22 protein-coding genes and 1 pseudogene are annotated in these 25,383 nt (G+C 43.7%); 13 read left to right on the forward strand and 10 right to left on the reverse strand.

The genetic code is table 11. From position 1 onward, the window contains the following. The first annotated feature begins 68 nt into the window (after positions 1–68). The 4 genes from ACZ5QV_RS07015 to ACZ5QV_RS07030 all read left to right on the forward strand — a co-directional run bounded on the left by ACZ5QV_RS07015 (position 69) and on the right by ACZ5QV_RS07030 (position 5,017). Entirely contained in the window at positions 69–659 is a 591-nt protein-coding gene (locus tag ACZ5QV_RS07015; protein ID WP_464601836.1) for an IS607 family transposase, read from the forward strand. After that, the gene (locus ACZ5QV_RS07020; protein ID WP_464601837.1) at positions 659–1,888 is read left to right on the forward strand and encodes an RNA-guided endonuclease InsQ/TnpB family protein; all 1,230 of its coding nucleotides are present in this window, start codon (positions 659–661) and stop codon (positions 1,886–1,888) included. Before ACZ5QV_RS07015 ends, ACZ5QV_RS07020 begins: the two co-directional genes overlap by 1 nt. 166 nt (positions 1,889–2,054) lie before the next feature. Continuing rightward, positions 2,055–3,149, forward strand: coding sequence for a site-2 protease family protein (locus tag ACZ5QV_RS07025; protein WP_464601838.1), 1,095 nt, complete (start codon positions 2,055–2,057; stop codon positions 3,147–3,149). Positions 3,150–3,430: 281 nt separating this feature from the next. Further along, positions 3,431–5,017, forward strand: coding sequence for a TraB/GumN family protein (locus tag ACZ5QV_RS07030; protein ID WP_464601839.1), 1,587 nt, complete (start codon positions 3,431–3,433; stop codon positions 5,015–5,017). Between the two features lie 153 nt (positions 5,018–5,170). Here ACZ5QV_RS07030 and ACZ5QV_RS07035 read toward each other — a convergent pair whose 3' ends face one another. The 4 genes from ACZ5QV_RS07035 to ACZ5QV_RS07050 all read right to left on the reverse strand — a co-directional run bounded on the left by ACZ5QV_RS07035 (position 5,171) and on the right by ACZ5QV_RS07050 (position 8,796). Next, complete coding sequence (locus ACZ5QV_RS07035; protein WP_464601840.1) at positions 5,171–5,497, reverse strand: DUF4405 domain-containing protein; 327 nt, start codon at positions 5,495–5,497, stop codon at positions 5,171–5,173. A 119-nt stretch (positions 5,498–5,616) separates the two neighbouring features. Next, positions 5,617–6,510: a formylmethanofuran--tetrahydromethanopterin N-formyltransferase gene (gene fhcD, locus ACZ5QV_RS07040; RefSeq protein ID WP_464602055.1), complete on the reverse strand. Its 894-nt coding sequence runs from the start codon at positions 6,508–6,510 to the stop codon at positions 5,617–5,619. A gap of 369 nt (positions 6,511–6,879) precedes the next feature. After that, the gene (iscB, locus tag ACZ5QV_RS07045) at positions 6,880–8,301 is read right to left on the reverse strand and encodes an RNA-guided endonuclease IscB (protein ID WP_464601841.1); all 1,422 of its coding nucleotides are present in this window, start codon (positions 8,299–8,301) and stop codon (positions 6,880–6,882) included. A gap of 144 nt (positions 8,302–8,445) precedes the next feature. Beyond that, entirely contained in the window at positions 8,446–8,796 is a 351-nt protein-coding gene (locus ACZ5QV_RS07050; RefSeq protein WP_464601842.1) for a chemotaxis protein CheD, read from the reverse strand. A 41-nt stretch (positions 8,797–8,837) separates the two neighbouring features. Between ACZ5QV_RS07050 and ACZ5QV_RS07055 the strand changes: the two genes are divergently transcribed. The 5 genes from ACZ5QV_RS07055 to ACZ5QV_RS07075 all read left to right on the forward strand — a co-directional run bounded on the left by ACZ5QV_RS07055 (position 8,838) and on the right by ACZ5QV_RS07075 (position 13,779). After that, positions 8,838–10,187: a GntP family permease gene (locus tag ACZ5QV_RS07055; protein WP_464601843.1), complete on the forward strand. Its 1,350-nt coding sequence runs from the start codon at positions 8,838–8,840 to the stop codon at positions 10,185–10,187. Between the two features lie 126 nt (positions 10,188–10,313). Beyond that, positions 10,314–10,739: a metal-dependent transcriptional regulator gene (locus ACZ5QV_RS07060; protein WP_464601844.1), complete on the forward strand. Its 426-nt coding sequence runs from the start codon at positions 10,314–10,316 to the stop codon at positions 10,737–10,739. Between the two features lie 179 nt (positions 10,740–10,918). Further along, on the forward strand, positions 10,919–11,986 hold the full coding sequence (locus tag ACZ5QV_RS07065) for a metal ABC transporter solute-binding protein, Zn/Mn family (RefSeq protein WP_464601845.1): 1,068 nt from the start codon (positions 10,919–10,921) through the stop codon (positions 11,984–11,986). Between the two features lie 25 nt (positions 11,987–12,011). Next, positions 12,012–12,776 carry a metal ABC transporter ATP-binding protein gene (locus ACZ5QV_RS07070; RefSeq protein WP_464601846.1) on the forward strand — a complete coding sequence of 255 codons (765 nt, stop codon included), beginning with the start codon at positions 12,012–12,014 and terminating at the stop codon, positions 12,774–12,776. 169 nt (positions 12,777–12,945) lie between these two features. Next, on the forward strand, positions 12,946–13,779 hold the full coding sequence (locus tag ACZ5QV_RS07075; protein ID WP_464602056.1) for a metal ABC transporter permease: 834 nt from the start codon (positions 12,946–12,948) through the stop codon (positions 13,777–13,779). A gap of 276 nt (positions 13,780–14,055) precedes the next feature. On the opposite strand, the gene ACZ5QV_RS07080 is transcribed toward ACZ5QV_RS07075, so the two are convergent. Both ACZ5QV_RS07080 and ACZ5QV_RS07085 read right to left on the reverse strand, forming a co-directional pair. Further along, positions 14,056–14,340, reverse strand: coding sequence for a catalase-related domain-containing protein (locus tag ACZ5QV_RS07080; RefSeq protein WP_464602057.1), 285 nt, complete (start codon positions 14,338–14,340; stop codon positions 14,056–14,058). An 18-nt stretch (positions 14,341–14,358) separates the two neighbouring features. Next, a pseudogene (locus ACZ5QV_RS07085) lies at positions 14,359–15,468 on the reverse strand (catalase); the annotation flags it as partial. A 656-nt stretch (positions 15,469–16,124) separates the two neighbouring features. Between ACZ5QV_RS07085 and ACZ5QV_RS07090 the strand changes: the two are divergent. From ACZ5QV_RS07090 to ACZ5QV_RS07105, 4 genes are all read left to right on the forward strand, one after another. Beyond that, positions 16,125–16,823 (forward strand): tetratricopeptide repeat protein, encoded by a 699-nt coding sequence (locus ACZ5QV_RS07090; RefSeq protein WP_464601847.1) that lies wholly within the window; start codon positions 16,125–16,127, stop codon positions 16,821–16,823. 331 nt (positions 16,824–17,154) lie between these two features. Beyond that, entirely contained in the window at positions 17,155–17,940 is a 786-nt protein-coding gene (locus ACZ5QV_RS07095) for a COG1361 family protein (RefSeq protein ID WP_464601848.1), read from the forward strand. 180 nt (positions 17,941–18,120) lie between these two features. Then, positions 18,121–18,921: a DUF7490 domain-containing protein gene (locus ACZ5QV_RS07100; protein WP_464601849.1), complete on the forward strand. Its 801-nt coding sequence runs from the start codon at positions 18,121–18,123 to the stop codon at positions 18,919–18,921. 34 nt (positions 18,922–18,955) lie between these two features. Next, complete coding sequence (locus ACZ5QV_RS07105) at positions 18,956–19,303, forward strand: hypothetical protein (RefSeq protein ID WP_464601850.1); 348 nt, start codon at positions 18,956–18,958, stop codon at positions 19,301–19,303. A 669-nt stretch (positions 19,304–19,972) separates the two neighbouring features. Here ACZ5QV_RS07105 and ACZ5QV_RS07110 read toward each other — a convergent pair. The 4 genes from ACZ5QV_RS07110 to tnpC all read right to left on the reverse strand — a co-directional run bounded on the left by ACZ5QV_RS07110 (position 19,973) and on the right by tnpC (position 24,992). Beyond that, positions 19,973–20,137, reverse strand: a complete 165-nt coding sequence (locus tag ACZ5QV_RS07110; protein WP_464601851.1) for a hypothetical protein — start codon at positions 20,135–20,137, stop codon at positions 19,973–19,975. Between the two features lie 35 nt (positions 20,138–20,172). Then, positions 20,173–21,357: an SDH family Clp fold serine proteinase gene (locus ACZ5QV_RS07115; RefSeq protein ID WP_464601852.1), complete on the reverse strand. Its 1,185-nt coding sequence runs from the start codon at positions 21,355–21,357 to the stop codon at positions 20,173–20,175. 412 nt (positions 21,358–21,769) lie between these two features. Further along, positions 21,770–23,071: an RNA-guided endonuclease IscB gene (gene iscB, locus ACZ5QV_RS07120; protein ID WP_464601853.1), complete on the reverse strand. Its 1,302-nt coding sequence runs from the start codon at positions 23,069–23,071 to the stop codon at positions 21,770–21,772. Positions 23,072–23,408: 337 nt separating this feature from the next. After that, complete coding sequence (gene tnpC / locus ACZ5QV_RS07125) at positions 23,409–24,992, reverse strand: IS66 family transposase (RefSeq protein ID WP_464600643.1); 1,584 nt, start codon at positions 24,990–24,992, stop codon at positions 23,409–23,411. Positions 24,993–25,383: the final 391 nt, after the last annotated feature.

Genomic DNA, 25,383 nt, shown 5'->3' on the forward strand with positions numbered 1-25,383 from the left:
ATAATATAGTACGAAAAAGTATCCACTAATTATAAATAGAACCCATATTATATTACACATTGTATACTATGAAAGCGAAAGAGGTACTCCAGCTATTGAAAGTATCGAGAAATACTTTAAGCATCTACGTTAAGCAAGGAAAAATAAGAGTTACCAAACTGCACAACGGTTACTATGATTACAATGAGGACGATGTTTACAAATTATTCAACAAAAACGTAATGAGAAAAACCGTTATATATGGACGAGTTTCAACCTCTAAACAAAAAAAAGACCTGGAAAACCAGATAGAAATGCTGAAGAGTTGGGCTTTCAATTCAGGCCATCGAATTGACGAAGTGTACTCTGATGTTGCATCTGGAATCTCTTTCGAGAAAAGGAAAGATTTTTTCAAGATGCTTGATAAGATCCTGAATCACGAAGTTGAATTTTTGATAATTGCCTATAAAGACAGGTTAAGCAGAGTCGGGTTTGAACTGTTCTCTCACCTGTTTGCACGTTTTGGCACTCAAATAATAGTGGTGTCTGAAATAGGCAATAAGAAGCTTGATTCTGAAGAAATATTTGATGAAATTATTTCAATGCTCCATTGCTATTCCATGAAACATAACAGTAAAAGAAGAGATAAACGCCTGGAGATAGAGGTCGAATCAAAGTGATGGTTAAACGTGTTGAGCAAATACAATTTCGTTCCAATGAAATTGGTGATTTGTGCCATAAAGCCAAAAACCTGTATAACTTTGCAAGCTACATAGTTAGACAGGAGTTTTTCAAAAACAAGAAATGGATAAGGTACAAGAAACTCTACAAACTCGTAAAGGATTCGGAGCCTTACAAAGAGCTTCCGGCCCAAACTGCTCAACAGACTCTAAAAGTGCTTGACAGTAACTGGAAATCTTTTTTTGAAGCTATGAAAGCTTTCAAAAAGAATCCTGAACTTTTCACAGGAAAACCGAAACTCCCTTACTACAAAGAAAAAGATGGAGAGTTCCTGTTAGTTTTTACCAATCAGCAGGTCAGGATTAAAGACGGAAAACTCAAGTTTCCCAGAGTAGTTCCATTGTCCATCCAGACAAGACTTTCTGATGATATAAATTTAAGAGAAGTCAGGATCATTCCAAAACACGTAGGGTACACCTGTGAAATCGTTTTTGAAACCGAAATAGAAGAACCTGAACCCATTAATTCTGGAAGAATCCTGGGAATTGACCTGGGAGTTGTCAACCTCGTAACCATTGGAAACAATTGTGGTGAAGTTCCAATTATTGTTAAGGGCGGAGTTGCCAAGTCCGTAAACCAGTTTTACAACAAAGAAAGAGCAAAGTTCCAGAGCATTTATGAGTCCCACGGGCTCAAAACCGGTAAGAAAATAGAAGTCCTTACCCACAAACGAAACTCAAGGATTAAAGACACACTTCACAAACTGAGCAGGGCAATAATAGACTATGCTCAGGAGATGAAAGTGGAGAAAATTGTCATAGGAAGTAACCCGTTCTGGAAACAAAAATCCAACATGGGCAAGAAAAACAATCAGAAGTTTGTTCAAATTCCCCACAGTACTCTTATTTCAATGGTCGAGTACAAGGCCGGGGAAGTTGGAATTTCAGTTGAAAGGATCGAAGAGTCCTATACAAGCAAATGCTCTTTCCTTGATAATGAACCAATGGAGCACCGGGACAAATATCTTGGAAAACGGGTAAAAAGAGGACTTTTCCGGAGTGCTGCCGGAGTTCTCCTTAATGCTGATGTAAATGCAGCATACAACATGATTAGAAAAGCAGTCCCTAATGCCTTTGCAGAGGGGATAGAGGGTGTTGTGCTTCACCCTGTTAGTGTTAATCCACTATACAAAGAACAGTTTATACCACAAATTCATGATTGTTTGTGATACTAATTAGAACTTTTCATAGCATTGCGGGTATATTGTGTGAGACAAGTATAATCTCAATACAGTATAGTACATAATTTATAAATATTATTATATATTATCAGAGTTATATTTCTTATCGTTATTGTCGAATTATTGAATATTACTATGAGGGGGCATTTACTTCATGAAATCTTCATTCAAAATCGGGACTATAATGGGTATACCGATCGAGCTGCACGTCACCTTTCTTTTGATATTGCCTGTGTTTGCGTACGTATTCGCAAGCTCTCCGAATCCCTATGGTTTTCTGGAGGTCATGCCCGTTACAACGAGATACACGCTTTCAACTCTGACCGCGTTGCTGCTCTTTGTATCCATTCTGCTGCATGAGCTTGGGCATTCTTATCTGGCAAAGCGCTACGGAGTAACCATTAACAGTATTACCCTCTTTCTTTTTGGGGGGGTCTCGTCCATGGAGGAGATGCCGAGAAATCCGTCTCAGGAAGCAAAGATGGCTTTTGCAGGGCCTTTTGTAAGCCTTATTATTGGAGTAGTATGTCTTTTTGTGTACGGGAACTTCATATCCCCTGCTCCGGAACTTGTGGCTAATCCGGCTTTTAAGGTCATCTGGATTCTCGGGGTCATGAACGTGGTACTCGGGCTTTTCAACCTGTTGCCAGCTTTTCCAATGGACGGGGGCAGGGTGCTCCGTTCCCTCTATGCCCGGAAGATGCCTTACATCAAGGCCACCCAGAGCGCGGCCGCAGTAGGAAAGTTTTTTGCCATCCTCCTGGCGATTTTCGGAATCCTGGCCGGGCTCCTCTGGTTTCCTTTGATAGCCCTTTTCATTTATGTGGGGGCAACGGAAGAAGAGCGTTCCACCCTGGCCTCCGTGACCCTTGAAACCGTGGCTGTCCGAGACATTATGACAAAAGAAGTGATTTCCGTTCACCCTTCCATGAGCGTGGAAGACCTGGTCCACTTCATGTTTGAAAACAAGCACATGGGCTATCCGGTAATGGAGGGCGGTTTCCTCAAAGGGATTGTGAGTTTTACCGACGTTCGGAAGGTGTCTCCCCTTGAGCGGCCGGTCCTGCTTGTCAGGGATATCATGACAAAAGACATCTTATCCGTCCCTTCTTCCGCTCAGTCTCACGAAGCCCTGAAGTTTATTTCTGGAAGGAATATCGGACGGGTTCTCGTCATTGACGATGGATCTCTTGTAGGGATACTTTCAAGGACAGATCTCGTAAGGACTCTGCAATTGATGAGTGAATGAGATCCTATGAGTGAGGTGTTATTGTAAGATTGAGGGATGTTATTGTAAGAAACTATAAATGTCTGAGGGTTAATTATCAATAACTAGAGGCTGGAGAGGCCCTGTTCAAGAACAATTAGATTATTCTAAGGATGTATATTTTCAAAATATTCTCAAATGAGCGGCAACTGGTGGGGCTTAATTATTTTCAAGTTCACTTTAACATTCTATATATTTTTGAACACCAATCTTTTGAGTTCCCATATTTTATAAATACTGCTGCAATAAAAGAGAGACTGATAATGGATAAATTAATGGATAAATCCAGTGTAACAGATTCACAGGCTGAGACTCCAGATTACAATTTACAAAGTTCCTCACAGGACCCGGCTTATTCCGTAGAGGAACTCGTCACTGAGTCCACGGAAGAAGACGCCTGCGTGCTAAAGTCCGGGGCATCTGATTCTTTTTCTTCTGAGGTCGAGTTAACTGAGATCTCGTTGTCGGAGTCTTCGGCAGAGTCCGAATCCGAAACAAAAAAGGTGCAGGACACCAGTTCCGGTTCTGCAGCGGCAGACCTTTCTATTTTTTCTTCAGAAGGAGTTTCTTCTGAACATTCCGCTGCCGTTTCATCTAAAAGTTCTTCTTCAGAACTTGCGGGCCCTGGTTTGCCTGAGGGTCTTTTAGAGAAAAGACCTGCAAAAATTGTCCTTGTAGGAACAGCCCACGTCTCCGAAAAAAGTGTGACTGAGGTCAGGGATACTATCAGGAGATTGAAACCTGATGTTGTCGCAGTCGAGCTCTGCCGGGGCCGCTACAATGCCCTGAAAGGAAATGTACAGGAGGCTCAGGTCCCTATAAAGGATATATTGAGTGAAGGGAAGATGTCTTTTTACCTTGTACACTGGCTTCTTTCTTACATACAAAAAAAGATTGGGAAAGACATGGGCGTCAAGCCAGGCGCGGAAATGATCTCCGCAATTGAGGAAGCCGAAGCCTCGGGTGCGAGGGTTGCCCTGATCGACCGGGATATCCAGATTACCCTGCAGCGTTTCTGGGGAAAAATGAAATTCCTGGAAAAGCTCAAGATGACCGGTTCCCTTCTGGGTGGCCTTATCGGGATCGGAAAAGGGATGGACATCGATATGGAGACCATCACGGATCAGGATGTGGTGACGTCCCTTGTAAGTGAACTCAGGGAACTTGCCCCGACTGCGGCCGAGGTCCTGATCGATGAAAGGGACGCCTACCTTGCGGGCAGCCTTCTGAGGACTGTCGGAGGCGGAGGTAAGACAATTGTTGCGGTAATTGGGGCAGGGCACAGGCAGGGGGTTATGAAATACCTGCAGAACCCGAAGACAATCCCCCCTCTGGGCAGCCTTGTCGAGATCCCGAAAAAACGCTTCGGGGCCGCAAAAATAATAGGGTTCGGAATCGTTGGTCTCGCCCTTGCGACCTTTTTGCTCATGCTGCTTTCCGGCACTCCCCTCAAACTCCTTTTCATCGCCTTCGGCTGGTGGTTTTTGATAAATGGGGTCTTAAGTGCAGGAGGGGCCCTGCTTGCAGGCGGTCATCCCTACTCCGTCATAACCGCCTTCTTTGTGGCCTGGCTGACCTCTCTTAACCCAATGATAGCCGCCGGCTGGTTCGCGGGTCTCATGGAAGCAAAACAGCGCAACCCCACAACTGAAGACATCAAGGCCCTTGTCGGAATCGAGAACTTCAGAGATATGCTGAAAAATAAGTTTATGCGCGTCCTTCTGGTCGCAAGTTTCGCAAACATAGGCAGCATCATCGGGACCTTTCTGGGGGTTCATATTATGCTAAAGGTCACCGGCCTTGATCCCGTGGAAATAATCACTGCGGGTTTCGGTGCGCTGGGGCTCTAAAGGGATTTTGTGGAGTGTTTCCAGTTTTTCGGAGTATTCCTGAAATACTTCCCGAAAATACTTTCCTAAAATACTTTCCTAAAATACTTTCCTAAAATACTTTCCTTAATATTTTTATCCCTGAGAAATTTCAGGGAATTTTTTTCTGAGTAATCAGTGGGTTTGTTCAGGGAATTTTTTTTCATCCCTATCGCAACTCTCCTGTTTTTTCTTTTCTTTTTTGAAGAGATTTCCTGTGATACAGAAAATCCATTTCCAGTGAAGGGCCAGGTGGAGAATCAGAAGAAACGTCATCAGGATTGCGGATTTATTATGGATCCAGGTCCAGGTCGCTTTTGTCAGGCCCATATACACGACGTACCTGCCGTGTGGGACTCCCGAAGGTATGAAAAAATACATGTAAAACCCCGCAAAGGCAACGACAAGAAACAGGAGCATCAGACCCATGTCCACGATATAATTGACTTTTGTTCGGTTCACTATCCGACTTCCATTTTAACAGTTTTATTTTTTTAAAAAAAGAATCTGTCTTGAAAGGTCAAAATTTAAAATAAAATAAAAATATAAAATATAAAAAAATAAAAGAAAAAAATGTGAGCTTAGAAAAGCTCGTGCAGTTTGATATGGTACTTCCCGAGTTTTCCACCGTAGTTTCCGGCGGAGATCTTTTTGATGCCGGGGACGGTCACAGCGGCCTCGATTCCGATTTTCATGGCCTTTTTGACGGCTTCTTCGTTAACTCCGTTGATGACGAGTTCGTAAACTGCGTTTACGTCGGCCGGAATTTCCGTGCCTTCTACTCTATCCTTGATGGAGGGGCAGAACTTTTCGTTTGCTGTGGCCTTCATGAATTTGTAGTTGTTTGCTCCGGACTTGGAACCGCTTGCTACAATTCCACCAGGGAAGGGGGTGATTGTGCCTTCAAGTTCTCCGATTGCATCCACTGCGGCTTCGGCTGCGGTAAGGGCGCTCATCTGGGAGTCCCCGAAAATGAAGAAGTTACCGCCTGCGACTCCGTCCACGCCTCCGAAGTTTTCTTCGGCCAGGAAGTCTCCTTCCATGATGGGGATCTTAAAGACCTTGCGGCCCGCAATTTCGGTTTCGGATTCCATGCCGTCGGCAAAGAACTTGAGTTTGAAGCCCACGTTAAACTGCTTTTCAGCCTCAGGAAGTCCGTTGAAGACCGCGGTTGTGGGGGCGGTCAGCACACACTGCCCGATCCTTTCGAGGAGCTGCTCGTCCAGGGCCTTGTACCCGAAGGTGCAGATAAGGATGTAGACGCCAGGTCTGCCATCAGGGGTTTCGCTGGGGCTTGCAAACCTCTCGATTCCTGCCTCTGCCGGGCACATGATGACTGAAGTCCCAAAGCCCGTGGCTTCCGTGGCTGCAATCTGAGCCCAGCGCTTTGTGACTGCGGTTATAAGGACCCGGGAAACCTTGATCGAAAACGCTTCTGCATATGTATCTTCAATTTCTACGCCGTTTAGTTCTATAAAAATCCCTCTGTATTGATTATTTTTTATTTTTATTTTGACTTACATCTTTGATTTCGACTTATATAAGATATGCCCGTTTCTTCAACTCACTCCCGCAGGAGCCCTCTTACTCTAAAACCAGAGGTTTTAAGAAAGGGTAGTTAACGTTAAGATATACTCATTTTCTTAATGTCTATTATGTTATTTATATTTAATAACTGATTTTTTGAAATTTTTCCCTTTTGGAACTTTCTCCCCTGGCCCCTATATTCAAATTTCTTTATCTCAAACAGCAGAAGACTCCTTCCTCGACAGTTCCGGCTTTGCCGGAACTGGCAGGTGGGAGATGAATGCGTATAAACTACGGGGGCCGGATTCGATATTTTTTTAACGTGGTACTGATTGGTCAATCCAACAGAATCCTTTGCCGTACTTTACAATTGTAACTTTTTGAATATTTACTACTTTGGACGATTTAATTTCTGAGGCTCGAAGTTTCACATACTTTCCGTAATTTTGTGCTCCAGCTACATAATATAGCTCTCCTTCGTACTCAACTAAATCCATTGGCTGAATTGGATAATGATTTTTCCTTATGCTGTACCTTCCTTTCTTTGTTTTCCTACCCCTATACACTCTCAAATTTTCCCCGTTAAGAGTTTTGTTTCTGGTAGTTCTTCCAGAATTTAAGTCCTGTCCGGTTTTTTGAGTGCCGTCCCTCAAATCAATATACTGCGCATCGTAGAACTTCGAAAGACTCCTGTTATTTCTTCTTATTTGTAGTATTTCATGGGGAGAACATCGAGTCTGAGTTTCCCCTCCAGCAATACAAAAAGCATCGGTTGAATGAGTCTTCTCAAGATTAAGCTCGTACCTTTTTGCTTTTGTGACATATCCGAAAGTGTGCTCAACATCATACTTTTCTTTTAAAATATCAATGAGCTTCCAGCGTACTATATTCATGAATGTAGCATCTTTGAAGCCTCTAACCTTTGGTTTCCATGTTAAAAGGAACCCTTTGTGGTTTTTTTGAGTATGACACTTATTACAAAGTGTGATCAGGTTCTCAGGCCGATCAGAACCACTGTTACTTCTGTACTGGATATGATGCACCTGGAGCAAAGGCTGTTTTGATGTGTTTTTGCAGTCCGGGTTCTGGCAAGAGTATCCGTCTCTGTGCAAAATATAGGCCCGAACGTTATCGTAGCCTGCCTGTTCCCCTTCCTGATACTGTTTGCCTTCGATTTCCGGATTTTTGATTTTTTGAATGTCGAAGTTCGCAACCTCGACAACGATTTTTGTTATGGGCAAGATTTCGGCAAGATCCTCTATTAATCTGATATGGCTTTCAAGCTTATGCTTGATAGATGGAGCCAACCAATCTTCTTTGTTGGTGTTTTTGTTGTAACCCGGTTTCCTGTGTCTTATCTGGTTTCTTCGGTTTCCTCGGTACATTCTCCGCTCTTCGTTTCGCTCTGGCATTCCAGCAAGAAGTTTTACCTCTCCTGAAATAAGTTCTTCTTTTTCGGAAACTGCCGAAAATCCTATGTTAAGGAACCCACTATCGATTCCCAGGGTTATGTCCTGAGTATTTTTTCCCGAATGATAAAGAAGTTTGATAGTGAATGGATTCCTTTGTACCACTTCCGCACGTCCTTCTTTTAACAATATTCTCGCTTTTCTGGGTGACGTGGGCATCAATGGTTCTTTTTTGTTGTTAATAACAAAGACCTTCAAAAGTTTTGTCCTCCTTTGCAGGAGTGGGTCCACATCGCCACTGTTATACTGGCTTGTTAATAACCTGAACACTTCCCCTTCCTCTCAGGGATGTTTAATCCAGATCGAAATCTCCGAGAACGTGTGGAGTATCCTCGAATATCATGACCAGTATAACGAAAGGCTATTCAACCAGGGACTTGTCAAAACAAGCCCCTTCCTCAAAAACCTGAGCCGTTAGGCGAAGGTTTTAGGTGGGGGTAGTTGACTACCTTTGAATGCACTCTTTACCAGGAGAGTACCTGTGGAAGTATCGAAGATTATTGTGCGCCCGTAATTTTTTCCTGTGTCTTCTGCAACAATGGGGATACCCAGGTCTTTAAAGCTCTGTTTTACACTTTTTACATTCCTTTCCCCGATGTTAAGTGATGAATTTGCGAACATACTTGCACCCCCTACAATTTTTGCTTTGAATCTTCTTTTTGCAGCCCCTTCTTTTCTGACTTCTTCTATGAGGTGCTCGATTCCCGAATCGGCAAATTTTACGGGGTTGTCCTTTAGTCTGACCTGCTTTATGCCTGGAAGCATGAATATATTTTTATACAGTGAAGCCTTTTCGGGGGTAAATAATGAATCCGATCCTTGTATTCCTTTTTGCCCTTCTGCTCATTCTGCTCATGACAGCGAAGTTCAGGCTTCACCCTTTTTTGAGCCTGGTTTCGGTTTCCATCCTCACAGGGGTCCTTGCAGGTGAACCCCTGGGTGCGGTAGAAGCTGTTTCCACTGGCATGGGTCGGGTATTTTCCCATTTTGCCATAATCATTAGCTGTGGGAGCATTATCGGGCTCGTGCTTGAGAAGACCGGAGGCACGGCCGTGATTGCCGAAGATATGGTTCGTTTTTCCAGAAAGCCCCTGCTGGGTCTGAATATTCTGGGTTTCATCTTTGCCGTGCCTGTAATGTGCTGCATCCTTGCCTACGTTATTTTTGTGCCGATCTCAAGAGAAGTCGCGTCCAGGCTTGACATCCCCCCTGTTTCCACTGCAACTGCCCTGGCGCTCGGGACCCTCGCCTCCTTTAACCTCGTTTATCCTTCTCCGGTTATACTTTCAGCAGCAGAAGAGCTTTCCGCAGACATTGGCATCCTGGTCATATTCGGCTTTTTTATTGCAGTACTCACCTCGATTACCGGCTGGCTTTATGCAAAAACGTTTATCGAGAGCCGGATTGAAGGGTCTGGCAGGCCGAAAGACACCGAAAAAACCAGAAGTTTCGAGAAATCCAATACTTCTATTTCCTCCCCTTCTTCTAAAAAAAGTTCAAAATTTGAGGGGGGACCTGAAAAACGAATTTCCGGAAGGCTCACGGCCTATATGCCGGTTTTTTTCCCGTTACTTTTGATTCTCCTTAAAGCCGTTTATGTGCATCCTGTTTTGATCTTTTTCGGAGACCCCAATATAGCCCTTTTGACAGGCGTTTCACTCTCCATTTTTTCCGCAAGGAAACTTGGAATTGAAGCCCTGAGGGCCCTTATAGAAAAAGCAGTCAGACGAAGTGGGGTTGTGCTCCTTGACCTCTGCGGGGGAGGAGCCCTTGGGGCCACGCTTGCCATGACAGGGGCAGGCCAGGCCCTCGGACAGCTTTTCCTGGAGCTGAACCTTCCTTCCATTTTCGTACCCTTCCTGGTTGCCGCCTCTCTTCAGAGTGTGCAGGGCTCAAGGGTCGTAACCATGCTTGTTGCTCCTTCCCTTATGATACCCCTTTTACCGGAACTCGGGCTTCCCGTGGAAATCCTTATCCTGGCCATGGCCTCCGGCACTTTTCTGGTCTCCCATGTCAACGATCCTTTTTTCTGGATTTTCGGGGAACTGGCGGAACTGGAACCGGGCCAGGTTTTAAGGACCTATACCTTCGGGGGAATTTTGATGGGGTTTGTGAGTTTTCTGCTGGTCTGCGGGGCGTACGTCCTGTTTTACTGAGATTTTATTGAGATTTTACTGAGATTTTACTGAAATTTTTGTAATGTCCAAAATACTCTCAATAAGTTGGTATATGACCAAATTCCACAAAAACAATAAATACTGCTTTTTTGTATATGCATGTACATGGAAGAGATGACGGGCCTTGAACTTTCGCCAAGAAAAGCGGATTACCTGAAGTTCATCCTGGAAAAAGGGCAGACAGTAAAGACGACCGAAGTTTCCACCAGCTTCAATGTGGATCCCTCCACCACAAGCAAGGCCCTGAACGAACTTGCCTCCGCAGGTTATCTGGACCACGTCCCGTATAAAGGTGTCAATTTAACGGAAAAGGGACGGACTTATGCGGAATTCCTTACCCGGAGGCATAGGATACTCGGCCTTCTTTTGAGCCATTACGGTTTTTCCTCAGACGAAGCCTGCCGGGAAGTTTCGCACTTTGAGGCCTATGTTTCGAAGGGGGCGATTGATAAGATCTGCGAGGCAATGGGACACCCTATGGTCGGGATCTGTGGGGAAATAAAACACGACAGATGTTTTCATGAATATTGATTTTTTGCACATGTACTTCAGAACAGCTTATTCAAAATCAAATGGCTTAATACAGAAAATCGTGTGCATTGGACAGCTTTAACTAATTTGGGTATATGCCAAATAATACTCTAAAATTTGTGTACATACCAAACAAATATTTGCGCTTATACGTTTAATCGGTTGATGGGATTGGAGAAATGAGTTTGAAAACATTATCATTTATGGGGCTTCTGGTTTTCGGTCTGGTGCTTTTCTGCAGCGGTTGTACTGAAACGGGCCAGGATCAGGGAAGTGATTTCGGAGCCTTAAACGGAAGCATTACAGGCGAAGGAGTGGGAAATGAAGGAATAGAAATCGAAGGAATGGGAATTGAAGGAATGCGAGGAGACATAGAAACCACAGAAACCGATGGTAAAATTTTTGTGGCCGTAAGTGTGCCGCCGCAGTCTGAGTTTGTTAAAGCGATTGGGGGCGACAGGGTCGAAACGATTGTCATGATCCCACCCGGGGCAAGCCCCGCCACCCATGAGCCCACCCCAGGCCAGCTCAGGGATATAAGTAAGGCCCGGATGTACGCTATCGCAGGGTCCGGGCTGGCATTTGAGGAAGTCTGGCTGGACAAACTTGAGGCCGTCAACGGGGACATGCTGGTCGTGGACTGCTCGAAAGGAATCACGCTCAGGGACATGGAGGCCCATTTCCATGATGCGGAAGATGGGGTCGAAGATGGGGCCGAAGAAGGTGCCGAAGAAGGTGCCGAAGCAGAGTACGAACATGTCGGAAATGATCCTCACATCTGGAATTCTCCTGTTAACGCAAAGTTGATGGTTGAGAATATTTACCAGGGGCTCGTGCAGATCGACCCTGAAAATGAAACCTACTACAGGCAGAACATGGACGTTTACCTGTCCCGACTTGATGCCCTGGACGCAAAGATCAGAACAGATCTTGAAGGCCGGGAGAACAGGACTTTTATGGTTTTCCATCCCTCCTGGGGGTATTTTGCCGATGAGTACGACCTGACAATGCTCCCGATTGAAATCGAGGGAAAGGAACCAAGTGTGAAGGACCTTGCACGTATGGTGGACCTTGCTAAGGAAAAGGGTATCAGGGTAATCTTCATCCAGGCCCAGTTCAGTACCCGGAGTGCCAAAGCCGTGGCCGAGGAGATAGGCGGGGAAGTGGTTGTAGTGGACCCCCTGGCCTCGAATTATCTTGAAAATATGGAAGAGGTTTCCGGGATTTTCGCCCGGAACCTTGCCTGATACCGTGAAAAAAAAGGTTGTTAAAATGACAGAAAGAAAGGCTGTTGAAATTAAGGATGTCTGGGTACGTTATGGAAACCAGATTATTCTGGAAGCCGTAAACCTTGACCTGGACAAACCCGAGGGGCTTCTTGGGATAATCGGGCCGAATGGGGGTGGCAAGACCACTTTTTTGAAAGTGTTGCTTGGGCTTCTGGAACCTTACAGGGGCAGTGTGAAGCTTTTCGGGAAAACCCCTGAGAAGAGCAGGGAACTCATAGGCTATGTCCCTCAGTACAAACGTTTTGATTATGATTTCCCGATCAGCGTCTGGGAAGTGGTCCTGACCGGCCGGATGAGCCATGCGGGTTTTCTGAAGCGTTACAGTCAGGAGGATAAGGATGCTGCAAGTGAGGCTCTGAAAACCATTGAGATGCTGGAGTTTAAGGATCGGCAGATAGGCCAGCTTTCGGGTGGGCAGCGGCAGAGGGTGCTTATTGCCCGGGCGCTTGCCTCCCATCCCAAACTTCTCCTCCTGGACGAGCCTGACTCCGGCCTGGACCCTCACATGCAGGACGAACTCTACCGCCTTCTGGGTCGGCTCAAAAAAGACATGGCAATTGTCATGGTCACCCACGATCTGAGTGCGGTCTCCATCTATGTGGATAAGATCGCCTGCCTGAACCGAAAACTGCACTACCACAACTCAAAAGAAATTCCGGTTAAAGACCTGGAAGCCACCTACCAGTGCCCGGTCGAGCTGATCGCCCACGGGATCCCTCATAGAGTCCTGGGGCAGCATAAAGATTGAAATAATATTCACTAAGTTGACCGAAAAACGAATTGAAGAACGAGTCGAAAAACGAGTCGAAAAACGAGTCGAAAAACGAATCGAAGAACGAGTCGAAAAACGAATCGAAGAACGAGTCGAAAAACGAATCGAAGAACGAGTCGAAAAACGCATCAGGAGAATTGTCCGTATGCTTGAGCTCTTGCAGTACAGTTTCATTCAGAACGCCCTCGCAGCCTCAGTCCTTGCAAGCATAGCTTGTGGGATTATAGGTGTTTATGTGGTGGTAAAGAAAATCGTGTTTATCAGTGGGGGGATAGCCCACGCCTCTTTCGGTGGAATTGGGCTTGGCTACTATCTCGGGATAAATCCCATGTACGGAGTCCTCCCTTTCAGCCTGCTCTCAGCCCTGGTCATGGGCACGGTGAGCAAAAAATCAAAAATTCCGGAAGATAGTGTAATCGGTATCCTCTGGTCCTTCGGGATGGCAATCGGCATCATCCTGGTCAACCTGACCCCGGGCTATGCCCCTGACCTTATGACCTATCTTTTTGGAAACATACTGACCGTCCCCCGTTTGGATATCTACCTGATGTTGGGGCTTGATGTTGTTATCCTGGGCACGGTTTGCCTCTTTTACAAGGAGTTTCTGGCGCTTTGTTTTGACGAGGAGTTCACAACCGTTCAGGGCTTCCCAACCCAGAAACTCTACCTCCTCCTGCTCTGTATTATCGCCCTCACAATCGTGGTCCTTATCAAGGTCGTGGGGATCATCCTGGTAATCGCCCTCCTGACAATCCCTGCCACCCTGAGCCGCCAATTTACCCATAACCTGAAGAAGATGATGCTGATCTCAACCGTATTCGGAGGCCTTGTCAGTATTGCAGGAATCGGCCTTTCCTACCTCTTTGACCTCCCCTCGGGGGCCACGATTATCCTTGTGCTGAGTCTGGTGTACGGGCTTGTGAATTTTGGAAAGGAAATGCTTGAGAGAAAAGGCTCTGATTCTGGTTTTAAGAGTTGAAACGTTCCCCGTATAACAGTGGGAACTTTCTACAATATATAAATGTCAGCAAAAGAGACGCCAAAAAAAGAAGAGAAACGAAAAGATATAAGAAACGAAAAGGGTCCGGGCTTTCAAAGCCCGGGCCTGAGCCCGAAACTCGATCCCGAAGTTTTTGGTCTTGGCTCGCTTCATTTCCATATTTATTTATTTATTTATTTATTTATTTATTTATTTATTTATTTATTTATTTATTTATTTATTTATTTATTCACTATATTCATTCACTTTTTTTACTCAGGGTGCTGCCATCTGTGGCTTGATTCCCAGCCCTTTCGCGACTCCTTCCTCGTACGCCGGGTCTGCCTTATACAGATAGGGTACCATCCTTTCCTGGATAAAGCGGGGAGTTTTTCCGAGGCTGTCAACCACGGCGTTTATCAGGCTTTCTTTCTGCTTTTTGTTCATCAGGCGGAAGAGGTTTCCGGGCTGCACAAAGTCGTCGTCCGTGAGGATCTGTTTATAGCGGTCGGCATCTCCTGAAATTTTGAGGGGTGGCTCCCGGTACGAGGGATCTTCCACAGGCCCTCCGAAGCTGTTGGGCTCGTAGACGACGGAGCCTTTCCCGTTATCGTCGAAACGCATCAGGCCGTCCCTCTGGTAGGTATTCACTTTTGTTTTCGGGCGGTTGATCGGGAGCAGTTCGTAGTTTGCTCCGAGCCTGTAGCGGTGAGCGTCGTTGTAGGAGATCAGCCGGGCCTGGAGCATTTTATCGGGCAAGGCTCCAATTCCCGGTACCAGGTTGGCCGGAGAAAAGGCCCCCTGTTCGACTTCCGCAAAGTAGTTGGATGGGTTTCGGTTAAGCTCCAGGATCCCGACGTCCATTACCGGATAGTCCTCATGAGGCCAGACCTTGGTCAGGTCAAAGGGGTTCCAGCGGTAGCTGTCGGCCTCCTCCTCGGGCATGATCTGGACCTGCATTTTCCATTGCGGGAATTCTTTCTTCTCGATTGAGTCGTAGAGATCCCTTATGGCCCAGTCCGTGTCCTGTCCGCAGATTTCGGCCGCCTCTTCCGGCTTGAAGTTTTCGATCCCCTGCACGGTCTTGAAGTGGAATTTCACCCAGAAGCGCTCGTTGTCGGCACTTATGAAGCTGAAGGTATGGCTCCCGTACCCGTTCATGTGCCTGTATCCTTTCGGAATCCCCCTCTCGGACATGAGAATCGATACCTAGTGCAGGCTTTCCGGGTTGAGGGACCAGAAGTCCCACCACATGGTGTCGGACCGGAGGTGGTTGTCAGGCTCCCGTTTCTGGCTCCGTATAAAGTCCATGAACTTGAGCGGGTCCCGCACGAAGAAGACCGGGGTGTTGTTTCCGGTCATGTCCCAGTTTCCTTCCTCGGTGTAGAACTTGACCGCAAACCCCCTCACGTCCCGCACGGTATCCGGGTAGCCGCTCTCCCCCGCAACCAGTGAGAAGCGTGCGAAAACGTCGGTCTGTTTCCCGACCTCGGAAAAGATCTTTGCCCGGGTATAGCGGGATATGTCGTTCGTAACCGTAAACGTCCCGTGGGCCCCGGCTCCCTTGGCGTGGACCACCCGCTCGGGAATCCTTTCCCGGTTGAAGTGCGCCATTTTCTCAAAAAGATGGATGTCCTGGGCCAGGAGCGGCCCCCTCTGGCCTGCGGTTACTGAGGTCTGGTTATCCTCTACAGGCCTCCCTTATGCGGTTGTCAGGGTTTCTGTTCCCTTTTTGGCTGTTTTCTGCATTAAATTCATAATTTTTCCCCACTCGATTTTTGTAATTCGAGTTTTACAGATGTTTGTAGTCAGGTGGCAAAATTCTCTAACTAATTTCCAAAGAAGATTTAAACCACGGAAGACACGGAAGGACACGGAAAAAGAATGACTGGAAGACGCCATTTACGGTTGCTCTGGCGTTTTATTCGAGGTGATTTTCTGAATTTGATTTTTTAAGAATCCGGCTATCCGTGTTTTTCTGTGGTTACGAGACCCGATATGAGTTAGTTAAGAACATTGCTTTCTTGACTATATTTTCAGAGGCGGAACCCTGTTAATAGAGATATTTTTCGGCAGACTTTCAGAATCTATTCAGCTTTTTCCCTGAAAACACCTGAAACGTCGATAATACCCGAAAATCCCTTTTTTAAAGGCCCCCACCCGAAATTTCGTTTTTTCAGATATGATTGTTATTCAGTTATTATTATGGATCTCTATTTTATAGAACTTGCTGCTATGATCTTTTTTCAGAAACAGTTTGACATATCATGATAACATACCATGATGACGTATTCTCATTGACGTATTCATGAAATTTAATTCATTTTCTCAGGTAAGGAATTTAAATGCATACAGATACACCAGAAAAATCAGCCCCCCTTGAAGATCCCTTCAAATTAGTAGAACAGGCCGCTGCTCAGTACAGGCAGGAGAATTTTGAAACCGCCCTCGATCTCCTCGTCAGAGCCGAAACTCTCGCCCGGGAAACAGAAAGGCCCGAGGCCCTCGTCGTTATCTTCAGCATGGCCGGAAACGTTTTTTCAGGCATGGGGGAACTCGAAAGAGCCCTCCTCTATTTTGAAAAATCCCTTGAAATCATAAAGGCATTTGAGGCCGAAGAAGCAGAGGCCGAAGAAGAGTGTGGAGTGGAACACGAGGACGGAGTAGAGTGTGAAGAGAAACACGAGGTCGGAGTAGAGTGTGAAGAGAAACACGAGGCTGGAGTAGAGTGTGAAGAGGAATCAGAGCTTGAGTCCATTTTTATTGAATGGTCAGCTTCAAACGAGGGCAAAATTGGAAATCTCCTTTTCAGAATGGGGCGGTCGGAAGAAGCTGAAAAGAGGTTAAAATTGTCCCTTGAACTTTATGAAACGCTGCTTGAAGCCGAGCCGGAAGATGTGCAGTTGCTTTCTACATCGGCTAAAATAAGGGACATTTTGGGGAATTTGCTTTCGGAAAAAGGGCGTGAGGATGAGGCCTGTGTCTATTATACGGATGCAGCCGATATTCGCAGAGATTTAAGAAAAGGTGGGGCTGAAGAATAAAAGAAAGTTTCAATTTTTATATTCTACTAATCTTATTTGTAGCAACAGTTATAAGCATATATGTAGAATATCGTATGTCTACAAATGATTATTAAGAAACAAAGTCTCGATGTACTGTGTTTGTCCAGATTTTAATTTTTGAGCTTTGGGTCATGTGGCTCAGATTTTTGAATAGCGGTTTAATTCTGGAAATACCGGATTTTCCGGGGTTATTTTTGCATTTATTTTAATTCGGTCCCTTTAAATTGACCTGAAACGGTTGGACAATGCGCAGGAACAATATCCATGTTCGAAATCCTAAAATGTATTTGAAATTAGAGGATGTAATAATATGAAGAAAGTCCTGGCTTTAGTATTACTCGTTTCAGCAATCCTTGCATCTGGCTGCGTATCGACTACAGAGGCTCCGGTAGGTCCGGAAGACCTGATTGTGAGTACGGAACCCCTGGTTATCAAGGAGTTCCAGGAACAGGATGTTTCCGTAATTGTGTTCAACAACAACAGTAAGCTTGCGATTGATTCGGTATCCATAAGTTCTTTTGACCCCTTTACGATTGTCGGCCCCGGCTCTATGGTGAATATCCCGGCAGGCAAGCAGGCTACCCTTAATTTCAAGGTTATGGCGCCCGCTTTAGGTGTTGAGAATAGCTCGGTGCTGGTCCTGTCCTATGCTTCGGGTATCGATGAAGAGGAAAAGCCCATAATCAGGACGAAGGCCGTGCCTGTCGAGACTGTTGTCCTGTCCGATGCGAGGCTGCAGTTCGTCGGCTTTGCCGAAAGCATGGAGAAGCTGCGCGTACCTCCTCCGGTCTCTACCTGGGCGGTGGAAAGAGGTGGGAACGTTACGGTAACTTTCTCGGTTAAAAATCAAGGGCAGTCTACCATTTCGAGGGAGTCTACATACGTTCTGGTTGACATCGAAAACAAGATGATCGGGGACAATGCGAGCTTTAACATCAACCAGTCAATGGCAAAGGGTGGCACGTCCTATACCCGGGGCCTGGAGCTTCCGATTATGAAAGACGCTCCCAATGGGGAGACTAATGTATATGTAAATCTGTACGAAGGGGAGTATCTTCTCGATTTCCAGACCCTCGTGCTTAAAGTGAAATTGTGAAAGGGCCTGGTTTCTATGGGATTCGGAGTTCCAAGAAAATCTAAAAAATCCCATTTTTTATTTTTTATTGGATTTTTTATCAGCGTCTTCCTTGTTTTCTCAATCTCTTCAGGCTGTGTTGAGAAGCCCGGTGGCGTATTCAGAGATTATGAGGAGATTTTTATTCAGGACGTGGATGTCATGTCCATTCCACGAGGAGAGGGCACCCTTCTGACGGTCACCCCTTATGTCCGGAATGACCAGAACACTGACAGTTCGATGCTTTTAGTTAAAGTCAAGGTCATTGATCAGGAAACCCGGCTGGTTGTGGCAGAAAAGGACCAGGACCTGGGGTACATCAAAGCCCGGTCCCTGGCCTATAATAGTGTGTCTCTGGAGGTTGCAGAACCCGGGAATTATGAGGTCGAAGTCCAGCTCTTCGGGGACGGCAAACTTCTTGCCGCAGAGAGCAGCTTCGTTACCGTAAAGCCTCCTATTTCCGCTGACCAGCCGGCTGATATCCAGCTTACCGACATGAACCTTGTAATTGCCCAGTTCACTGATAGGGATGTAAAGGCTGTTGTGGATATTTCTCCCGGGGTTTATAACCAGGGCGGGGATTCAAAAGCTCTGACCCTGGTGGTCACCGCAAGGACAGATCCCTATACCGCATACACCGAAAGTGACGAGATCGGGATTGTCGAAGGTTCGGGCCAGCTCAGGGGCCATGTGCGTTTTGTGCTCCCAAGAAGAGTTGAATACACCTTTTCGGTTACTGTGGAAGAAAACGGTCGGGAAATTCTCTCATCCGAAGTCCCCGAGCCGATAAGAATGGATAAGATCGAGCGGCACGTTACAAAGAATTACGCGCTTGTGGAAGAAGGCAGGCCTGTTGAAGAAGAAGCCCCGGCAGAAGGAGAAACAAATACTCCAGGTTTCGAGGGTTCGATGCTGTTTACAGTTCTCCTGCTGGCAGCCGGCATCATAAACAGAAAAAGATGAAGTGTAAAAAAGATGGGAAGTGAGGGGGTTCTGTGTGGTTGAGGAGGAAAATAATCTCTGCATTGAGGCTGAGACTAAGGGTATGGATATGGATATGAATAAGGATAAGGGCCGTCCCGTGACAGGATCCAGAAAAACGAGACAGGAGGATGCACCGGACAATAGCGATGCATCGTTTAAAAAACTCGTGAATGCAGCCTTGCTGCTTGTCATTGTGGCCCTGGTTTTCATCGCTCTGTTTTCCTTTTTCTTCAGTATGAATGAAGCGATAATTGCCCTTTTCCATCCAAGGTACCAGGCCCTCATGCAGGCTATCTTCAGTTTGATAGTCCTGGTTCTGGGGGTTTACATGATCCGGGTCTTACTTTTAAGTAAACGCTGACTACAGAACCGTTATGACCCTTACTTTCTCATTTTTGGCTAAAATGAGGGGCAGTCTGGGTAATTTGCTCTCGGAAAAAGGGCGGGAAGATGAGGCCTGTGTCTATTATACGGAGGCGGCCGATATTCGGAGAGATTTGAGAAAAAGTGGGGCTGAATAATAAAGGGGCAAAGGGCTAAATCACTTATTATCAATTGGAAATTCTCTGATGGTATAGTTTAGGTGGACGTTGAAAATTGGGAATATTTTTGATATAGTAGGGTGTTTACAGACCAGCAATTCCCGTTATATTATAAATGAATACATATGTGAAGGTTTAATTCTCTGATATTTTGTAATCACTTTATGAACTTAATTCCTTTGTTTTTTTTGTTTAATGAAACAAAACGACAAGTGACCTTATAGTTTCAAACCCATTGGATTAAAACGATAAAAGAAAGCGGGAATTGCTGGTAACTCACAAGAAATAGCGAAATCCTTCTTTGTATGCCGAAATTGCATTCATAGAGTGAATTTCATTTGTCTTCGGTTAAGATACGAATTGTTACGAACGTGTTATTTTTATCGTAATTTCCATCAACTATCAAATTGGAAATCGATATGCAGTTAGAACACGAGTAGTCAATTTAGGGTAAGCTAAATCCTTAACCGAATCCAAATGGAGTGAATTTAGCTAATTCCATAATAGTATAATTCTTCGTAAAATTCGGTCTCCTCTTTTACTCTTGTATAGGATAAGGAACTCGTTTCAATAGGAGCATATTCCCCTTCCTTTACACGTTTTAGAAATGTAAACATGTCAACTTCTTTATTTTCATTTCGATTTTGTTCCATTTGCTACCTCCTATAAAGTATCTATTTCCTTTAAATCAGTATAGTATTTTTTTTCCTATTTGATTTTCTATATCGTTTTTGATTCCACTTAAATCTATTTCAAATCCGCATTCACACAATAATTTGTTGTTGGGTGGAAAGGATTTAAATCCTCTTTTTTTGAAATCTTCGTCTATTTTATGGTTGTCAATAAACTTAGCGTATAGATTATAAGCTTTACCACATTGTTCGCAGTCGATTTTTGTTTCAACTACTTCTGCTTTTTGAACTATATTTTTTGGAATTTGTGGTGGAGTTTTTATTGGAGTTGCGTTTCTAAACAGTTTCTCGTCAGCAGTAGCAAATATTTTGTATGTGCTTGTAGTGTTAAATAGCATTTTTATAATTGTCTGAATTCTATAAACAATGTCTGATAATTCCTGATCATCATCTATATTTTTAGTTTTCAATCCTATATCTTCCAAATCTTTAATTTTAAGTGAACGGCCGTGACTTCTCCATTTGCCGTGATTTATTAAGTCTGATGCAATTTCTTTGGCTCTTTGTAGCTTCATCTCTTTTGTGACTTTTAATCCCTTAGTTTCTGTTTCATTCCAATCTTTGAATTTATATTCTGCAAGCCAATCGACAACCAGATCTTCGGCATATTTTAAGCTGTGTTCTACTGCTCCCAATTCGCCAGGACTTATTTGTGCTATCATTGTAGCATCGAAAGGATTCAATCGTCCTTCTTTTTCTGCGATTTTCTGTTTACTTTTTACCCATTCCATATAATCATAAGCTGAAATAGTAGATCTTCCAATCCTCATTTGAGCATCTATAGGACCAAGACTACCGCTTTGGGTCATCAAAATTTCATTTCCTGAAAGAACGATTATGGTTCCTGCACTTTTTGCTTCACCTGACACCACAAAATTAACGCAATTAAATTTACTTCTTAAACATCTTACAATTTCTTCGGCAGCTTCGCCGCTTCCTCCAGGAGTTTCAATATAAAAATCGAGATTGTCACGGTCAACACTCCTTAAACTGTCTAAAAGAGTGTAGTAATCGTCCATATTTAGTGAAATATCAGGTATGGTTGGCTTACAAATTGCACTTGCATATACAATTAAGTAAGTATTCATTTTTTCATTATATGATTTTATGAGTTTGAGAAGTTCTGTTTCAAGTTCGTGTGCACCCATTCTTTTTTCAATATATTCACTCATTAAACCCATGTCTGAAATCCTCATTTACGATTTATTATTCGAAATCTTACACTTCCTCACTATTTATGTCTTGTTATTTCTTTTTTTAGCTCAGGCCGCGCCGTAGACGCGTGACCAAAAAATTCAAAATACGCTATTACTATTACCCCTTCTCCTCAAAAATCAGCTAATTCTAAAAAAGGACCCTGTAAAACCAGAAACCAAAACAGCAAAAAAAACCAAAAAGAGAACCCATAAAAACAGAACCCAAAAAAAAGAAAACAAAAAGCATCTAATTCTAAAAACCGGCCCCTGTAGTCTCGACACATTCATCCCCTGAGCTGAAGACTCAGGGGTTTTCTGCTGTGTTCTTAAAAAAGTAATTATCTTAAAATTTAGTACGGAAATTAGGAGTATGTATATTACCTATTTCCACAAAAATTCAGGCAGGGAGCCCGGTTGCTTTAGCGCCGGGAGGAATGCCGCACTTCTCTGTCGAATATTCATAACCATCTGTCCTCTGTAATACTTTGAAGTATTTTTTATTAATAGAGATCCTTTTCCCCTCTTTGTTTTTGATGTCGAAACTACCCGATTTTCTACAAGCAACGGAACCAAACCATGTCCCTTTGTACTTGCCTTTGGGTACAACCGCCTTGACTGTATCGCCAGTTTGAAAACCAAAAAAGGTTTTTTGCCTGGGAAGGTATGAACGAGGAAAGCCGTACTTATCGAGATTTGTTCTTTTATACTGCCCTCTTCCTTTTGCTTTGATATGCAGGACGTTGTTTGTTGCAAAATTGATTTTTTCTGGAGTGGATTCTCCTATACAAATAGCATCGAAATGATGATCTTTTGGCAGCTCTGCCCTGATCCTGTTCATTTTAGTTCTTGCACCCGTACCGCATTCTACAGGAAGGCCCGTTCTCGTCAAGACTTCAAAAACTTTCCATCTGGTAGCATTTACAATCGCAGCATCTTTAAGCGGTTTTTTGGCCAGGTTATGCACTTCCGGATGTCCGAATTCTTCCGCCGTTCTGTTTCCTTTCTTCTGGTTGCATTTTCTACAAGCCAATGTTAAATTGGAGACTCTGTTTGAGCCTCCTCTGATTTTAGGAATAATATGCTCAATTTGTAAAGGAACATTTTCAGCTCCGCAGTACACACATTTTCTACCAAATTTTTCAAGCAGGTATTCCCGGACCTCATAACCTTGCAGCTCTCCCTGCTGATACTCAATTCCACTTATCTCAGGGTTTTGCATGAGTTGAGTATCAAACTTGCAGTTTTCATAGGAAATATGAGTCAAAGGGCAGAGTGTCCTGAGCCTATCTGCCCAATTTCCTATGTTATCTACACGGCTTTGCAGGGATGGAGGCAGCCAGCCTTCCCGCCTTTTCCGGTTCAGAAACCTCGGTTTTCTGTATCTGGTTTTGCGGTTTCTTCGGTTTCTCCTCATTGCTCTTCTGCTATCCATATTCTTTTTTATGCTTGTTTTGTGGTGCAACTGTGCAACCCAGACAACATTTGAACCTTTCAGAATAGCAAGACCCGTGTGACGGCTTCCGTAATCTATTTTCAGTCTAAAAGCCGAATTGTCCTTAGACTCTTTCAGCTCTTTGAGTCGAATTGTAAAGGGATATTTTTTGTGAATAACCGCTTTTCCCGCTTTAAGCAGTTTTCTTGCAACTGCTTCATGGCAGGGACTTAACGGCTCTTTGTTTTTGTTAAGTATAAATATCATGCTGGATTTCTCCTCTCTGCGCTGGAAACAAATTTCCATAGCAGGTAACGCAATTTTTAAATTGTCTCCCCTCGCCAATGTTGGAAACGCTTGTCATGCGTAGCACACCGTCCCTACCTCTCAGGACTTTTAATACTACACGATAGAGCTGCAAACTGAGGAAGCATTCGCAGGTATCATGACATTTCTAACGTAGTCAATTAAGACTTAGGCTGGTCAACTAGGGCTTATACAAGCCCCACTGCTTCAGCGTGGGGTAGTTGACTGGAGATCAATAACAAGGTACGGGTTATTTTCAAAATTGATTGAAATCTTGTTTTAAAATAAACGTATCTATTCAGGGTAAGGGTGGCACATTTTCAATCGCCGCATGAAGTGAACTTATAGTAGGTATATTATTCTTTATTAGTGTAGATATGTATCCCCTAATTCTAAAGAAAACATCTGCTCCATGGGGTTTCCTAAAATCTCCCGATATTTTTTGCTGAACTGTTATCATTCTGAGATCTCTTTCTGCTTGGTTGTTACTGAAAGGAACTCTTAGATCCGTAGCAAACCTCAAGATTTCTTTTTCATACTTTGAAAGTCTATCAAGGAGATTTTTTGCATCGCTCTGCGCTTTTCTTCCTCTTTTAACCCCATTGTCTTTCGAGATTTCAGGTGGAGGATTGTCCTCAAATCCTTTCATTAGTATTGACTGATACTTTTCTTTAAAGGTCTTGAGCGTATCTTCATCTATTTGTATGCCCTGTTTTCTGGCAAAGTCTGCGCATTTTTTAATTTCATATAGGAGATCAGACATCTCCTCAGCCCACACTTGCTTGAATATGTTATAAATGTCTTTAAGTTCTCTTTGAATGTGGACATTACATGCCGCATGTTCACATTTGTATTTAAAATAGGGTTTCCAGAAATCGTGGACTATAATTCCTCTATATTTAGGCAACACTCCCATTTTATTCATTGCTTTTGATCCTCGACTCCTATTATGGAAATAGTATGTATATTTTTTTGTAGAGATTAAATGGCAGTATTCCCCTTGACCACCAACGTCGATTCCAGTTTCATCACCATGGATGACATTTTCTTTTATCAGTTGCTTCTTGATGTGGTTTGTAGCACCTTTCAACTTGTGAAATAACTTATTTTCTGCCCTAATTATTGTACCAACGCTTATATCAAATCCAAAGGCATCTTTAAATAATTTCTTGATTCGGTCATAGGGAATCAATTGGTAGTTTCGGAGGTAAATTGCAATTGTTAAAACCATATTGCCATATTGGACAGGTTTTGTAATTGATTTCGGAAAAGCAGCTTTGTTTTTGCGGTTACAATAAGGACATTTTTTGATCTCAGCACGATGTTCGGTCACTTTACGCCTTACAATTATTTCAAATTCTTGTCTCTTCTCGTAATTTATAACTTCAATCTTCTCAATGTTACAACCACAATGTTCACATTTATGTAGCTTATAAATGATTGTTTTATCAGGATTTTTAATCATCCTTAATGTAGAACCAGGATGCCCTTTTTGGCCGCCAGGACGTCTAAAACTTCCTTTTTGTGAACCTTTTGATTGAGGTATTTTATCAGTAGAATTGTTAGTAGAGGGAAGTCGATTTCTTTTTTGGTTTTGGTTATTCTTTTTTAGGCGAGATTCTAACTCATTAAGTCTTTCTCGAAGTTCGGTGTTTTCGGATTCAAGATTTTCATATCGAGATTCAAGCTCTTCGTGTCGAGATCCAAGATCTTCATACCGAGATTCAAGCTCTTCGTGTCGAGATCCAAGATCTTCATACCGAGATCCAAGATCTTCATACCGAGATCCAAGATCTTCATACCGAGACTCAAGATCCTCAATATATGAAACAATGGATTCAGGGTCTGAACGGCATTGAGTAAGAATCTCTTCACATTTCATAAACCTCATTCCAAAATCCGATGATTTTTATATTAATCTATATGAAAAAAGTAATTGTTGAGTTTATACGAAATATAAGTTAGAAACAGAGGTAGCTGAATAGATACAAATAAAAAATAAACTTTAATTAATTATATCTATTATAAAATTAATAACTTAATTACATGGCGTTTAAGGTAACACGCTAATGGCGTATATTTTTAGAGCCCAAAATTAATTTTCCGCTTTACCGATGCGTTTCTCCAGTGGAAATAGGTAATATATACCCTTAATCATAAGTCAATAACCCCCCACTAAAGTGGGAGGCTTGTTTCGGCAAGCCTTGATTGACCAGCTTAAGTCTTAATTGACTACGTTGGATATGTGGTCGTGTCCTTGAGTCGTAGATTAA

Source organism: Methanosarcina baltica (genome assembly GCF_055394095.1).

Coding starts and splice junctions, on each gene's coding strand:
- ACZ5QV_RS07015 (WP_464601836.1), top strand. CDS start 69: ATGAAAGCGAAAGAGGTACTCCAGCTATTGAAAGTATCGAGAAATACT.
- ACZ5QV_RS07020 (WP_464601837.1), top strand. CDS start 659: ATGGTTAAACGTGTTGAGCAAATACAATTTCGTTCCAATGAAATTGGT.
- ACZ5QV_RS07025 (WP_464601838.1), top strand. CDS start 2,055: ATGAAATCTTCATTCAAAATCGGGACTATAATGGGTATACCGATCGAG.
- ACZ5QV_RS07030 (WP_464601839.1), top strand. CDS start 3,431: ATGGATAAATTAATGGATAAATCCAGTGTAACAGATTCACAGGCTGAG.
- ACZ5QV_RS07050 (WP_464601842.1), bottom strand. CDS start 8,796: ATGCTTCCAGGCATAAAGCAGGTCAGACTAAAGGACAACCCCGTAAAA.
- ACZ5QV_RS07055 (WP_464601843.1), top strand. CDS start 8,838: ATGAATCCGATCCTTGTATTCCTTTTTGCCCTTCTGCTCATTCTGCTC.
- ACZ5QV_RS07060 (WP_464601844.1), top strand. CDS start 10,314: ATGGAAGAGATGACGGGCCTTGAACTTTCGCCAAGAAAAGCGGATTAC.
- ACZ5QV_RS07065 (WP_464601845.1), top strand. CDS start 10,919: ATGAGTTTGAAAACATTATCATTTATGGGGCTTCTGGTTTTCGGTCTG.
- ACZ5QV_RS07070 (WP_464601846.1), top strand. CDS start 12,012: ATGACAGAAAGAAAGGCTGTTGAAATTAAGGATGTCTGGGTACGTTAT.
- ACZ5QV_RS07075 (WP_464602056.1), top strand. CDS start 12,946: ATGCTTGAGCTCTTGCAGTACAGTTTCATTCAGAACGCCCTCGCAGCC.
- ACZ5QV_RS07090 (WP_464601847.1), top strand. CDS start 16,125: ATGCATACAGATACACCAGAAAAATCAGCCCCCCTTGAAGATCCCTTC.
- ACZ5QV_RS07095 (WP_464601848.1), top strand. CDS start 17,155: ATGAAGAAAGTCCTGGCTTTAGTATTACTCGTTTCAGCAATCCTTGCA.
- ACZ5QV_RS07100 (WP_464601849.1), top strand. CDS start 18,121: ATGTCCATTCCACGAGGAGAGGGCACCCTTCTGACGGTCACCCCTTAT.
- ACZ5QV_RS07110 (WP_464601851.1), bottom strand. CDS start 20,137: ATGGAACAAAATCGAAATGAAAATAAAGAAGTTGACATGTTTACATTT.
- ACZ5QV_RS07115 (WP_464601852.1), bottom strand. CDS start 21,357: ATGGGTTTAATGAGTGAATATATTGAAAAAAGAATGGGTGCACACGAA.
- iscB (WP_464601853.1), bottom strand. CDS start 23,071: ATGATATTTATACTTAACAAAAACAAAGAGCCGTTAAGTCCCTGCCAT.
- tnpC (WP_464600643.1), bottom strand. CDS start 24,992: ATGAAATGTGAAGAGATTCTTACTCAATGCCGTTCAGACCCTGAATCC.